This window comes from Aquimarina litoralis (genome assembly GCF_019295435.1).
Classification (GTDB): Bacteria; Bacteroidota; Bacteroidia; order Flavobacteriales; family Flavobacteriaceae; genus Aquimarina; species Aquimarina litoralis_A.
The window spans coordinates 124,629-139,437 of the sequence record NZ_WEKL01000011.1; the positions used below are offsets into that span (position 1 = coordinate 124,629).

Here is a 14,809-nt window from a genome sequence, read left to right on the forward strand (position 1 = left end):
TTTACCACCTTAAATCTCGAAGATCTTAACCTAAAACACGTTATGAAGAAATTTGTATCACTCTTTGCTATTGTAGCAATGCTATACAGTTGTGGTGGAGGAAACCGCGGAGAACTAGTTGGAGTAAAGGGTAAAAAATGGCATCCAGAGAAACCTTATGGAATGGCCCTCATCCCCGGAGGATCATTTATAATGGGTAAATCTGATGATGATAAGGCGGCACTTGCAAACGCGCCGACAAAGACAGTTACCGTTCGATCTTTCTACATGGACGAAACTGAAGTTACTAACAGTGAGTATAGACAATTCGTACGTTGGGTACGTGATTCTACGGTTAGAATGAAGCTAGCAATCATGGCAGATGAAATGGGAAAAACCCCTGGTGATGATGGTATTGGGGAATATGCATTTCTTGATGCTAATACCGAAGATATGTCTGTTTATGAAAAGTATGTCTATGATAACTATAGTGGTACTGGAGAAACAGGCTATGAAGGTCGTAAGCTTAATAAAGATATAGATATCGAGTGGGATACGGAAGATTATCCAGATGAATTTTACACAGAGGTGATGGATTCATTATATATACCATTAGAGGAATCTTATAATGGTAGACGTACTTTCGATGTTCAAAACTTTAAATTTAGATTTACTTGGATGGATATCCAGGCTGCTGCTCGTGCTAAGAAAGGAAGAAGAAAGGATTTCGTAAAAGAAACGGTAATAGAAGTATATCCTGACACTACAGTTTGGATTAAGGATTTCAATTACTCTTATAACGAACCAATGCACAATGATTACTTCTGGCACAGTTCATATGATGACTATCCAGTTGTGGGAGTTTCTTGGGAGCAGGCGAAAGCGTTTTGTACTTGGAGAACTATTGAGAAAAACTCATACCAAAAGAAAAGAAATAAGGAATTTGTAAACTATTTTAGATTACCAACTGAAGCTGAATGGGAATATGCTGCTAGAGGTGGTCTGGAATCAGGTACATATCCTTGGGGTGGTCCTTATGCCCTAAATGATAGAGGTTGTTTCTTAGCTAACTTTAAGCCTTTAAGAGGTAATTATGCAGCAGATAACTTCTTATATACAGTAGAAGCAAAAACATTTGAGCCAAATGATTATAACTTATATAATATGGCAGGAAATGTTTCTGAGTGGGTGCAGTCTTCTTATGATCCTGCAGCCTATGAATATGTATCATCAATGAACCCAAATGTTAATGATGATCAGAACAAACGGAAAGTTGTACGTGGAGGATCTTGGAAAGATGTTGCTTATTTCCTACAGGTAAGTACTCGAGATTACGAATACGCGGATTCAGCTAGAAGTTATATCGGTTTCAGAACGGTACAGGATTATATGGGTACTGACGTTACTGGAGAAGATAATACCCGAAATTAGAATAAGTCCCAAAATTTATCTATCAACCCTAATTACTAACCCTTTTTTAATTTAATATTTAAAAAATTTAAAAAACTAAACACATTTATTATGGCAAATTCAAAATCAAGCAAGAAATTAATGAACATGGTATACGGTCTAGGAGCGGCCGTTGTAATCCTTGGAGCTTTATTTAAAATTATGCACTGGCCTTTTGGTAACGAAATGCTTATCATAGGTCTTATTACAGAAGCATTAGTATTTACAGTTTCTGCATTTGAACCAGTAGATGACGAATTAGATTGGTCTTTAGTATATCCAGAATTAGCTGGTGGTTYTAAAAGAGACAAAAAAGAAAAAGAAACTCCAGAAGGATTATTATCTAAGAAATTAGACGAGATGTTAAAAGAAGCTAGATTAGATACTAGTTTAATGAACAGTCTTGGAGAAAGCATCCGTAATTTCGAAGGTGCAGCTAAAGGTATTGCACCAAGCGTTGATGCTATTCAAGGAACTAAGAAATATAGTGAAGAAATGGCAACTGCTGCTTCTCATCTTGAATCTTTAAATAGCTTGTATAAAGTTCAATTAGAATCTTCTGCTAAACAAGCTGAAGCAAATCAGGCAATTGCGGATAATGCAAAAGCTTTGGAAGAGCAAATGAAGAGTTTATCAAGCAATCTGTCTTCTCTTAATGGAGTATATGGTGGTATGTTAAGTGCTATGAATAGAAACTAGTATTTAACTTAATATAATTTTAAAAATATAACTACCAAAATATAGAAATATGGCAGGAGGAAAATTATCACCAAGGCAGAAGATGATTAATCTTATGTACTTGGTATTCATTGCGATGATGGCATTAAATATGTCGAAGGAAGTATTATCTGCTTTCGGTTTAATGAATGAGAAATTGACAGCATCTAATACAATTGCTACTGAGCGTAATACAGCTTTTATGGCTGGTCTAGCCGATAAGGTATCAGAACAACCTGAAAAGTATACTCCACTTAAAGAAAAAGCAGATCAAATTAGTGCTTTGTCAAATGAATTTAACACTTATTTGGATAAAGTTAAAGGTGAGCTTTTAGGATCAGCCGATGATCCTACTGACTATGAGACTATGGATAAAGGAGACTTTTTAGATGAAAAATTCTTTAAAGGAGGAGTGTTAAGTGGTGATGCTAATGAGTTTCTTGAAAATGTAAAGAAGTATAGAGACGGAGTATCTAGTGCTATTAGATCCGTAAAGGAAGTAGAACCTGTAGTAGCTGATGATGTGGAAAAAACTTTTTCTACAGAAGATGTAAAAGATGGAGATGGAGTTAAGAAAAATTGGCTGCAATATAATTTCGAAGGATTCCCATTGGTTGCATCTTTGACGAAAATTACTCAAATGCAAGCTGATGTTAAAACTACAGAAAGTAAAGTTTTATCTGCTTTATTAGCTGGTCAGCAAGCTTCAGAACTTTCATTTAGTAATTATGAAGCAATAGTTGTTCCAGACAAGACTGCATTCTTTAGTGGAGAGAAGTTTAAAGGGCGTATCGTTTTAGGACGTTTTGATGCTACTTTAAAACCAACTAAAGTAATGGTTAACGGTAAAGAGCAAACTGAAGTTCAGAACGGACAAATTATGCTAGATTTCCCAGCAGGTAATGTTGGAGAGAGAAAAATTGATGGTGTATTAGAGTTTAAAGAAGGAGATTCTATTATTCCTATCAAAATTGCTAGTACATATGCTGTAATTCCTAAACCAAATTCTGCGGTTATTTCTGCTGATAAAATGAATGTGGTATATAGAGGAGTGCAAAATCCAATGACAATCTCTATACCAGGAGTTCCTTCAGTAAATGCAACTGCACCTGGTCTTAAGAAAGTTGGTGGAGCAGGTAAATATGTAATGAACGTTACTTCTATAAAATCAAGAGAAGTTGCTATCAAGGTAAGTGGAAAGCTTCCAAATGGTAGTTCTGTAAGTGATAGTAAGAAATTTAGAATAAAAGATATTCCTAGACCAGTTGGAACTGTTAGAGGAGAAGACGGTAGTATTAAAATGTCTAAGAGTGGAATGCAAAAAGCATCTATCGGAGCGATACTTCCAGACTTTGACTTCGACATTAAGTTAGACGTTACTAGTTTTAAGTTTAAAGTAAGTGGACAACCAACAATTAATGTTAGAGGTCGTAGATTAGATTCTAGAGCGAAATCAGCATTGAAGAAAGCGAAAAGAGGATCTACAGTTCAGGTAATGGATATCAAAGCTCAGTTAAAAACGAATAAAGGATATAAATTAAAGAAAATATCTCCTGTGATTATTGAGCTAACGAACTAAAAATAAATTTATAATTATGAATTTGAAAAATTTGTTATTAACCGTTTTTAGCCTATWCGTGACGGTACTCTCGTTTGGTCAGGCTAACATTTTGAATGCTGATAGTCCCGAAGATATAGGGAAGAAAACGATCGAGCAAATTCAGTTGGATAATGACCTTCCATTAGAGTATGGTTATGTTGATGAGCGTGATGTGTTATGGGCAAAGACTACTTGGGAAACTATAGATCTTGATGAGCGTATCAATTTCCCATTATATTACCCAATTGATACTGTAAATATTGGTTCAGATAGACGTGCATTGTACGATATCTTATTGGCCAATGTAAAAAACGGAACAATTAAAAAGATTTACGCAGATTCATATTTTACAGAAACACGTACATTAAGTGATTTAGATGGTACGCTATCTAAAATTGATACACTTGATTTAGGATATGAGCAATATAATGCTGGAGAACCAGTAGATCCTCAGTATATAGAGGTAACTACTATTGGTGCTGCCGATATCTCAGAATATAAAATCAGAGGTTATTGGTACTTTGATAAGCGTCAAGGAGAATTAAGATACCGTTTATTAGGAATCGCCCCAGTTGCTCCGGATGTGAATTTCTTGAATGATGATGAGCCGGACATGGTTCCATTGTTCTGGGTTTGGTATCCAGATGTAAGAGAAATATTGCATAAAGCAAAAGCATTTAATAGGAAAAATACTTCGATGCCTTTTACATACGATCATATTCTAAATGCAAGAAGATTTAGTTCTGTCATATATAAAGAAGATAACATTCAAGGTGACCGAGAGGTTAATGAGTATATCATTGATAATGCTTTGATGCAGTTATTGGAAAGTGAACGAATTAAAGAAAGTATCAGAAATTTCGAAATGGATATGTGGAGTTACTAAACTCTAATGTTTCTAATATAATACTGGAACGCCCAACTTATTGTTGGGCGTTTTGTTATTTTTACTTATGGTAGATTTTATAATAGTTGGTTTTGGATTAGCGGGACTCTCTTTTGCTGAGATATTAGATAGAAAGCAAAAATCGTATGTCGTTTWTGAAAACAACACCGAACAATCTTCTAGAGTTGCTGGAGGTTTATATAATCCTATAATTCTTAARAGATTTACACCTGCATGGTTGGCAGCTGAACAATTAGAACTAGCAATTTCGGTATATGAAAATATCCAAAAAAAACTTAATGATTCATTTATTACTGAGCTTCCGATACTCAGAAGATTCAATACTATCGAGGAGCAAAACCTCTGGTTTACAGCTTGTGATAAACCTATTTTGAATAAATTCCTTTCTTCAGATTTAGTTAGAAATGAAAATAAGGCATTGGATATTCCATTTCATTATGGAAAAGTAAGACATACCGGAAAAATTCAGGTTAAAAAAATGCTGTCTTCTTATCTTAATTATATTGATAATATGGATAGATTACAACATGAATCTTTCTTGTACGATGAATTGGATATTCAAGAAGATTATGTTCAATATAATGAGATAAAGGCTAAAAATATTATCTTTTGTGAAGGCTATGGAGTAAGAAATAACCCTTTCTTTAATTATTTGCCATTGCAAGGGAATAAAGGAGAATATATTATTATTAAATCCAAAGATTTAAATCTAAAAGAGGCAGTAAAGTCATCCGTTTTTATTATTCCTTTAGGAGATGATGTATATAAAGTAGGCGCTACTTATAATAGAGAAGATAAAACTCCCAATACTACAGCGCACGCAAAGGAAGAATTGAAGGACAAATTAAATCGTTTTCTTAAAGTGGGATATGAAGTAATTGATCAAGTAGCAGGAATAAGACCGACTACAAGAGATAGAAGACCATTTGTTGGAACGCATCATGATTATAAAAATCTACATATACTTAACGGGTTTGGTAGTAGAGGTATATTAATTGGGCCTTACGTAGCACAAGAATTATATAATCATATCGTTAATAATATTCCTCTGAAAAACGAGATCGATCTAAAAAGATACGATTAAGATGTAGTTTTCTTTTTTCCATAATGCATAAAGAGATTGATCCAAATGTTTCGGGATAATCTTAGAATAACTGGAAAAAATACGATTAGTGTGCCGACTATGATGAAAAAACTTTGCAATAAATTAAATTTTAGCAAAAGATTTCCAATTACAAAAGCTGCAACGGCAAATGCAATACCAACACCATAACTCACATACATAGCACCATAAAAAAAAGAAGGCTCAATCTTATATTTGGTGTTACAATGACTACATCGCTCATGCATCTGAAATATCTTTCCTAATTTATAAGGATTTTGTTCCTTATACATACTTTCGTTTTGACATACAGGACAAGTACCTGTAAAGATGCTGTATATTTTGGTTCCTTTTAAGAAGCTCATAGTACTTTTATTCTATTACAAAATTAGTCATCTTTGCACAAAATATTCTAAAGCTGATGTTAAACATACACAACCTTTCTATTTCGTTTGGAGGAGAATATCTTTTCGAAGAAATAGCATTTAGATTAAACGCAGGAGACCGAGTTGGACTTGTTGGGAAAAATGGAGCAGGAAAATCAACAATGCTTAAAATTCTCTCTAAAGAGCAAGAGCCCGATTCGGGTCAAATTGCTATGGATAAAGAGGTTAAAATAGGTTTTTTAAAGCAAGATATCGACTTTGTACTAGGTAGAACTGTTTTAGAAGAATCCTACGAGGCTTTTACTGAAATAAAAAAAATAGAAAGAGATATTGATAGAATCAATGCTCAGCTTGCAGAGCGTACAGATTATGAAAGTGAAAGCTATAATCAGTTAATAACCGATTTAAGCGATTTTACACATCAATACGAGATTCTTGGAGGGTATAATTATCAAGGAGAAACAGAAAGAGTTTTACAAGGTTTAGGATTTGTTAGAGAGGATTTTGATAAACTTACTGATACTTTTTCAGGAGGTTGGCGTATGAGGATCGAATTGGCAAAATTATTACTTCAAAATAATGACATTCTATTACTGGATGAGCCTACGAACCATTTAGATATTGAATCTATTATTTGGTTAGAAAACTTTTTAAAGAATTATGCTGGAGTTGTGGTAATCGTTTCACATGATAAAATGTTTTTGGATAATGTTACTAACAGAACCATTGAGATCTCATTGGGACGTATCTATGATTATAATAAACCATATTCTAAATATCTTGTATTAAGAAAAGAAATCAGAGAACAGCAACTTGCAGCTCAGAAAAATCAATCCAAACAGATTGAGCAAACTGAAAAATTAATTGAAAAGTTTAGGGCAAAAGCTACAAAAGCTTCCATGGCACAATCTTTAATTAAAAAATTAGATAAAGTAGAGCGTATTGAAGTAGATGAAGATGATAATGCAGTTATGAATATTAGTTTTCCAGTAAGTGTTCAACCTGGTAAAGTAGTAATAGAAGCTGAAAATGTAGGCAAAAATTATGGAGAAAAGGAAATTTTAAAAGATATAGACTTATTGGTTGAACGTGGATCAAAAACTGCTTTTGTTGGACAGAATGGACAAGGAAAATCTACCTTAGCCAAAATTATCATCAATGAAATATCACATTCAGGTCATCTAAAACTAGGTCATAATGTACAAATAGGATATTTTGCACAAAATCAATCCGAATATCTTGATGGAGAGTTAACCATACATGATACGATGATCAATGCAGCAAATGAAAAAACACGTAGTAAAGTACGAGATATGCTGGGAGCATTTTTGTTTAGAGGTGATGAAGTAGAAAAGAAGGTAAAAGTACTTTCTGGTGGTGAACGAAATCGATTAGCATTATGCAAAATGTTATTAGAGCCTTTTAATGTGTTGGTAATGGATGAGCCAACGAATCATTTAGATATCAAATCCAAAAATATTTTAAAGGAAGCACTAAAAAGTTTTGAAGGAACTTTGATTTTAGTATCTCACGATAGAGACTTCTTACAAGGATTGACGAATACCGTATATGAGTTTAGAAACAAACAGATTAAAGAATATTTAGGAGATATTGATTATTATCTAGAACAAAGAAGAGTAGATGACCTTAGAGATATCGAAAAGAAAGAGAAACAATCAAAAACTGTTTCGGATTCTAAAGAAACCGCTAAGCAGTCCTATGAAAATCAGAAAAAACTAAAGTCTCTTAATAATAGGTTGAGTAATATTGAATCTAAGATTAATAAGATTGAAAAAGAGATCAAAGAAATAGACCTAGAGTTAGCGATTAACTATGATCAAACAATTGCAGAACCAGGCTTTTTTGATAAATATCAAGCAAAAAAAGAAGAATTAGCTTCTTTGATGGACAATTGGGAGATATTACAAGAAGAAATTGATTCTTTAGCATAGAATTAACTTTGTAGATAAATTTCAAAAAATAGTAAGAAATAGAACCTTAATTTATCATTCTTATATTGGAATTATTCTTTTTTTGAACATACTTGAATTTGAGTGTGTTACCTTAATGTTAAGGCTAAAAACAGCATATACTTCCGAACGAATTTTATCGTTAGTATCGGGTACAAGTGAATATTTATAGATATTTTTGTACCGTAAATTAAATTATACAATGTATGAATGATACCAAAGCAATCGATTTAAATGCACACGCGTTATCATGGATTGGAAAAATTCATTATGATTTTGGATTTTTAGTTCAGAAAGCATTTAGTGAAAATGGATTGGATTTATCAAAGGAACAGTGGAGTGTTTTGAAACGTTTGAAAGTAAATGATGGGCAATCACAAAATGATTTGGCTTTTATTACTCATCGTGATAAGACATCCATGACTAGATTGGTAAATACTATGGAAAGTAAGGATCTTGTGATAAGAAAGAGTGATGAAAATGATAGACGAGTAAATCGAATTTTTCTTACTGCTCATGGCAAGGACGTAATAGAAAAAGTAACCCCTATTATGTACGATCTGATTCCAGCTGTTCAAGAGAGTCTTAGCGAAGAAGAAATTGAAAACTTGATTAAAACACTTAAAAAAGTGAAAGCCAAAATAGCTGAAATAGCAGATTAAGAAAAAATTATCATAAAAAAATATAAAAAAAGGCATCTAAAATATAGATGCCTTTTTTGATTCCGTATAGGAAATTTATTTTATGAGTTTTTTAACTGGAACCCAAGTTTGTTGTTGATAGTTTTGTGCAGCTTTCTGTATCGAAAGCATAAACAATTTAGTGTGTATGAGGAATATAATACTTTCTATCATCGGATTGCTTCTAATTGCTATTGCTGTATTTGCTGCAATAAAGATTGTTGATAGTAAAACCAAAATAAAACCTAGAGCTGCTAAAGTGGTGAAAACCGTTTTTGTGGATACTGTAAAAAATGGAACTGTACCCATAACGATAGCTGCTAATGGTAATCTAACTGCAAAGAGAAGATTAGAGCTTTTTTCTGAAGTGCAAGGAGTTTTTAGAGGAGGATCTAAGCTTTTCAAAACAGGGCAACCTTATCAGAAAGGGCAGAGATTAATCAGAATAGATGCTTCAGAGTATTATGCATCGGTGCAGTCTGCTAAAAGTAATCTTTATAATTTGATTACTTCTATAATGCCAGACTTGCGTTTGGATTATCCAGAAATATATGAAAAGTGGCAAAATTATCTCACAAATTTTGATATCAATAAAGTAACACCAGAACTTCCTGAGGCTACTTCGGATAAAGAAAAGTATTTCATCACAGGACGTAATATTTATAGTACCTATTATAACGTAAAAAATTTAGAACAACGTTTGTCTAAATATACAATTTCGGCGCCGTTTTCTGGTGTGTTAACCGAAGCATTAGTTACAGAAGGAACGCTCATTAGACAAGGACAAAAACTTGGAGAGTTTGTAGATACTAGTGTGTATGAAATAGAAGTAGCAATAGGTATTGAGTACTCAGATCTATTAAAAATTGGAGAAACTGTTGAACTTTCCAACCTTGATAAATCAAAAAACTACAAAGGTATAGTTACCCGAATTAACGGTAGTGTGGATCAAGCAACTCAGACCATCACAACATTTATCGAAGTAAAAGATCCTTCTCTAAAAGAAGGCATGTATCTAGAAGCAAACCTAAATGCAAGAAAAGCTGAAAATGTTATTGAAATAGATCGAAACTTATTACAACAAGATAATAGAGTATTTGTGGTAAGAGATAGTATTTTAGATGTAATAGATGTACAACCTATATATTTTTCTGATAAAAAAGTTATTCTTAAAGGAGTTCCAGATGGTGATATTATATTGAATAAACCGGTTCCGGGAGCATATGCAGGAATGTTGGTAAAGGTATATAAAGACAAAAAAAATACATCAGCAACAAAAGGTAATAAGATCATTAGTGCCAATTCAAATCAGTAATTATGCGTAAGATTATTTCTTATTTTATTCGTTATCACGTTGCAGTAGATGTGATAGTGATTGCTTTTATAGTATTTGGAATTTTTGGTGCACTTTCCCTTAAATCATCCTTCTTTCCACTTACGGATTCTAAAAATGTTAGTATTAGCGTAGTATATCCAGGTGCATCTCCATTAGAGGTTGAAGAAGGAATTATTCTTAAGATAGAAGATAACCTCAAAGGATTAGCAGGAGTAGAACGAGTAACTTCTACCTCAAGAGAAAATAGCGGTAGTATCAATGTAGAAATCGAAAAAGGAAAAGATATCGATTTTATGCTACTGGAAGTTAAAAATGCTGTAGATAGAGTGCCAACGTTCCCCACAGGAATGGAACCTATTGTTGTTTCTAAGCAAGAAGCAATAAGACAAACTATAAATTTTGCAGTTAGTGGTAATGAAATACCATTAAGTACTTTAAAGCAGATTGCACGACAAATTGAGAATGACCTTAGAGCTATTGAAGGAATCTCTCAGATCGATATTAGTGGATATCCTGATGAAGAAATTGAAATCGCTGTTAATGAAACGAATCTTTTAGCATATCAATTGAGCTTTAATCAAGTAGCCCAAGCAGTAAGTCAAGCTAATATTTTAACTACTGGAGGTACTATTAAAACCAATGCAGAGGAATATCTTATCAGAGCAAATAATAGATCCTACTATGCGAATGAACTTGCAAATTTGGTCATAAGAGCGGAAGCTTCAGGAAGAACAATCAGACTTAAAGATGTAGCTGAAATTAGAGATCGTTTTTCAGAGTCACCAAATGCATCCTATTTCAATGGAGATTTATCTGTTAATATTCAAATCACAAGTACTAACACAGAAGATTTAATTTCCTCAGCAGAAAAAACAAAGGAATATATAGCAGAATTTAATGAAAAGTATAATAATGTTCAGCTAAATGTAATCAGTGATCGTTCTATAACATTAGTTCAGCGTACCAAATTACTTACTGAAAATGCTATCATAGGAATGATTCTGGTGCTTATATTTTTATCACTATTTCTCAATACCCGTTTGGCATTTTGGGTTGCTTTTGGATTACCAATTGCATTTTTAGGAATGTTTGTGTTTGCAGGGTATTTTGATGTAACCATCAATGTGTTGTCTCTTTTCGGGATGATTATTGTAATTGGTATTTTGGTGGATGATGGAATTGTTATTGCAGAAAATATATACCAACATTATGAAAAAGGAAAATCACCAATTCAAGCGGCAATCGATGGAACTATGGAGGTGATACCTCCAATTGTATCTGCGATTATTACCACAATATTAGCATTTGGGATCTTTCTGTTTTTAGATGGACGTATTGGTGACTTTTTCGGAGAAGTATCTGTAATTGTAGTATTAACATTAACCGTTTCTTTGGTAGAAGCATTGATTATTTTGCCAGCGCACTTAGCTCATTCTAAAGCATTGAAGCGAGAACAAAATAAATCAAAGAAAGGAATAGCAAACTTATTCGCTAAGTTGAGAGACATAAATAAATTTGGAGACAGAATTATGAGATGGCTCAGAGATAATATTTATACGCCTGCACTTGCCTTTTCTTTGAAGAATAAAATTTTTACATTTTCTCTCTTTTTAGTGATACTCATCCTTACTGGAGGAAGCATTGGAGGAGGAATTGTAAGAACATCATTCTTTCCTCGTATTGCAAGTGATGTAATCTCTGTAGACTTGGGAATGCCGAATGGAACCAATGAAAAAATTACCGATTCGATTATTTCTATGATCGAAGAGAAAGCCTGGATTGTCAATAAAGAATTAAGTGAAGAGTTTCTGAAAGGTGAAGAATATGAAGGCAAACAATTATTCGAAAATATTATAAGAAGTATTAATTCGTCTTCTAATGCGGCACTTAGAATTAATATGTTACCAGGCGAAGAGCGACCTAATATTTTAAATTCAGGATTGGTGGCCAATCGCATTCGGGAAAAAGTGGGTCCTGTTTTTGGAACCGAACGATTGATTTTTGGATCTGGAGGTAATTTTGGAGGTAGTCCAGTTTCAGTATCACTTTTAGGAAGTAATATCAAAGAACTAAAAGCTGCTAAACAAGAGTTTAAAACAATACTAGAAAACGATTCAAGACTTAAAGATGTTGCAGACAATGATCCTGCTGGAATTAAAGAAATAAAGCTGGAATTAAAAGAAAATGCATATGCATTAGGACTAAACCTTAGAGATGTAATGGCTCAAGTAAGAGGTGGTTTTTTTGGAGTACAAGCACAACGTTTTCAGAGAGGTCAGGACGAAATACGAGTTTGGGTACGTTATGATAGAGAAAACAGATCTTCCATCTTAGATCTGGATAATATGCGAATTTCTACACCTTCGGGAGAAAGAGTGCCTGTGAATGAAATTGTAAATTATTCAATCGAAAGAGGAGATGTTGCCGTAAATCATTTAGATGGAAGACGTGAAGTGCAGATTTCTGCGGATATAAAAGATCCTGAAACTACCAGTGCTACTGATGTGTTAGAAGAAATTCGATCCGAAATTATGCCAGAAATTATTGCAAAATATCCAACAGTTACACCATCTTATGAAGGACAGAATAGAGAAGCTGGTAAGTTTTTAGGATCATTAGGACCCGTTGGCTTAACTGCATTGGCATTGATCTATATCACTATTGCCTTTACGTTTAGAAGTTATAGTCAGCCACTATTATTGCTATTATTGATCCCATTAAGTCTTCCTGCTGTGGCTTTTGGTCATTGGATACATGGATTTCCAATCAATATATTATCCTTACTAGGAATCATTGCACTTATTGGAATTATGGTCAATGATGGATTGGTTCTTATTGGTAAGTTTAATAGTAATCTTAGATCAGGAATGACCTTTGATCATGCAATCTTCGAAGCCGGGAAATCCCGTTTTAGAGCGATCTTTTTAACTTCACTAACCACCATAGCAGGATTAGCACCATTAATTTTTGAAGAAAGTAGACAAGCTAAATTTTTAATACCAATGGCAATTTCAATCGCATACGGAATTGGATTCGCCACAGTACTTACACTATTAGTATTGCCATTATTTTTATCATTTAGTAATACCATTAAAGTAAGCACAAAATGGTTAGCAACAGGTAATAAAATAACCAAAGAAGAAGTAGAACGAGCTATCAAAGAACAAAAAGAGGAACATGAAGAGCAATATGAATTACAAGCATAGATCCCTAATTACATTCATCTTGTTGTTATTTATAGTTAATGGTACTGTTGTTGGTCAAAAACTAACAAAACAAGAAGCTATACGATTAACCTTAGAAAATAATTACGGAATTCTTATAGCTACAAATAATATTGAAACAGCTAAAAATAATAAGGGAATTTTAAATTCGGGATACCTGCCATCACTTACAGGAAATACTGGAGCAACATATCAAGAAGCAAGTTCGAATACTTCGTTTCAAGGAGCTGTAGATCCAAACACAGGTTTGCCAAGACCAGATATCGAGATTGAAGGCGCGGAAACACAACGTTATAATGCTTCTCTAAATCTTAATTATACCTTGTTTGATGGGTTAGGAAGATACTACAACTATAAAAGATTAAAGGAACAATACAATCTTACCGAATTACAAGCTCGAGAAACGATCGAAAATACCTTGCTGCAATTATTTACCGTGTATTACGAAGTGGCTAGATTAACCGAAAACACCCAAATTCTGGAAGAAACATTACGTATATCTAAAGAACGGGTCACTAGATCTAACTACCAATTCGAGTATGGACAAAACACCAAACTAAATGTGTTAAATGCTGAAGTAGATGTAGCAAATGATAGTATTAATTTGATTAATACTAGACAGCAATTGATCAATACTAAACGTGATCTGAATGTGATTGTGGATAATGAATTAGAAAAACAGTTTACAGTAGACACTATTATTAACTTTATTTCTAGATTAGAAATTGATAGTTATATAGAGAAATCTTCTGATAATAATGTTACTTTATTACAAAATGAAAGTAACATACGTATTAGTGATTATGACATAAAGGTCAGTAAATCTGGTTATTTACCAACTGTAGGGCTTAACGGATCATATGGATGGAATGAAAATCGGAATCCTCCATCTGCATTCTTTCCAGGAAATGTTGCCGATACGTATACATTATCCGGAGGTGTTACTCTAAGTTGGAATTTATTTGATGGCGGAGGAACAATCACCAGAGTAAAAAATGCAAAAATAGCATTGGATAATCAGGAGTTAGCCAAGTTGCAAGTAGAACAACAAGTTAAAAGAGATATCGCAAATGCTTTAGGGAATTATGAAAACCGTTTAAAAGTATACGAAATACAACAACAAAATGTGGTGACCAATCAAAACAATTTTGAACGTTCTAAAGAACGGTTTAAGCTCGGTCAGATCACCTCGATAGAGTTTCGTCAAGCGCAAATTAATTTGATTCAAGCTCAAACTAATAAAACACTAGCTAAGTACGATGCAAAGCTGGCAGAATTACAATTGCTCCAGCTTACAGGACAACTACTTAATATTGAATTTTAAAAATAGAACAAGTTTGGAATCAAAAAATCAAACAGATATAGTAAAGTATGTTTGAACATTTTTTTCAATGTCCCTACTGCTGGGAAGAAATATCTATGTTATTAGACCCTTCCATATCCTATCAGGTATATGTGG

Annotated in this window: 12 protein-coding genes; 11 read left to right on the forward strand and 1 reads right to left on the reverse strand. The window is 33.4% G+C overall.

The window, feature by feature from the left end; all coding sequences use genetic code 11:
* Positions 1-42: 42 nt before the first annotated feature.
* The 5 genes from gldK (at position 43) to GBO31_RS08420 (ending at position 5,736) form a co-directional block, all read left to right on the forward strand.
* The gene (gene gldK / locus GBO31_RS08400) at positions 43-1,410 is read left to right on the forward strand and encodes a gliding motility lipoprotein GldK (RefSeq protein ID WP_219007881.1); all 1,368 of its coding nucleotides are present in this window, start codon (positions 43-45) and stop codon (positions 1,408-1,410) included.
* Positions 1,411-1,500: 90 nt separating this feature from the next.
* A complete protein-coding gene (gene gldL / locus GBO31_RS08405; protein ID WP_219007882.1) occupies positions 1,501-2,127 on the forward strand; it encodes a gliding motility protein GldL in 627 nt (208 codons plus the stop codon).
* 49 nt (positions 2,128-2,176) lie between these two features.
* Entirely contained in the window at positions 2,177-3,724 is a 1,548-nt protein-coding gene (gene gldM, locus GBO31_RS08410) for a gliding motility protein GldM (protein ID WP_219007883.1), read from the forward strand.
* A 16-nt stretch (positions 3,725-3,740) separates the two neighbouring features.
* Positions 3,741-4,631 carry a gliding motility protein GldN gene (gldN, locus tag GBO31_RS08415; RefSeq protein ID WP_219007884.1) on the forward strand — a complete coding sequence of 297 codons (891 nt, stop codon included), beginning with the start codon at positions 3,741-3,743 and terminating at the stop codon, positions 4,629-4,631.
* A gap of 67 nt (positions 4,632-4,698) precedes the next feature.
* Positions 4,699-5,736: an NAD(P)/FAD-dependent oxidoreductase gene (locus GBO31_RS08420; protein ID WP_219007885.1), complete on the forward strand. Its 1,038-nt coding sequence runs from the start codon at positions 4,699-4,701 to the stop codon at positions 5,734-5,736.
* Here the strand turns inward: GBO31_RS08420 and GBO31_RS08425 are convergent.
* A complete protein-coding gene (locus GBO31_RS08425) occupies positions 5,733-6,119 on the reverse strand; it encodes a DUF983 domain-containing protein (RefSeq protein WP_219007886.1) in 387 nt (128 codons plus the stop codon). The two genes, GBO31_RS08420 and GBO31_RS08425, sit on opposite strands and share 4 nt — an antisense overlap.
* Before the next feature lie 56 nt (positions 6,120-6,175).
* On the opposite strand from GBO31_RS08425, the gene GBO31_RS08430 reads away from it, so the two are divergent.
* The 6 genes from GBO31_RS08430 to GBO31_RS08455 form a co-directional block, all read left to right on the forward strand.
* Positions 6,176-8,092 carry an ABC-F family ATP-binding cassette domain-containing protein gene (locus GBO31_RS08430; protein ID WP_219007887.1) on the forward strand — a complete coding sequence of 639 codons (1,917 nt, stop codon included), beginning with the start codon at positions 6,176-6,178 and terminating at the stop codon, positions 8,090-8,092.
* Between the two features lie 224 nt (positions 8,093-8,316).
* Entirely contained in the window at positions 8,317-8,772 is a 456-nt protein-coding gene (locus GBO31_RS08435; protein WP_219007888.1) for a MarR family winged helix-turn-helix transcriptional regulator, read from the forward strand.
* A 166-nt stretch (positions 8,773-8,938) separates the two neighbouring features.
* Complete coding sequence (locus GBO31_RS08440) at positions 8,939-10,105, forward strand: efflux RND transporter periplasmic adaptor subunit (protein WP_219007889.1); 1,167 nt, start codon at positions 8,939-8,941, stop codon at positions 10,103-10,105.
* Between the two features lie 2 nt (positions 10,106-10,107).
* The gene (locus tag GBO31_RS08445; RefSeq protein ID WP_219007890.1) at positions 10,108-13,332 is read left to right on the forward strand and encodes an efflux RND transporter permease subunit; all 3,225 of its coding nucleotides are present in this window, start codon (positions 10,108-10,110) and stop codon (positions 13,330-13,332) included.
* On the forward strand, positions 13,304-14,674 hold the full coding sequence (locus GBO31_RS08450) for a TolC family protein (protein WP_246615809.1): 1,371 nt from the start codon (positions 13,304-13,306) through the stop codon (positions 14,672-14,674). Before GBO31_RS08445 ends, GBO31_RS08450 begins: the two co-directional genes overlap by 29 nt.
* 47 nt (positions 14,675-14,721) lie before the next feature.
* Positions 14,722-14,809: CPXCG motif-containing cysteine-rich protein (locus GBO31_RS08455; RefSeq protein ID WP_219007900.1), on the forward strand; the 88-nt coding region annotated here is incomplete at its 3' end.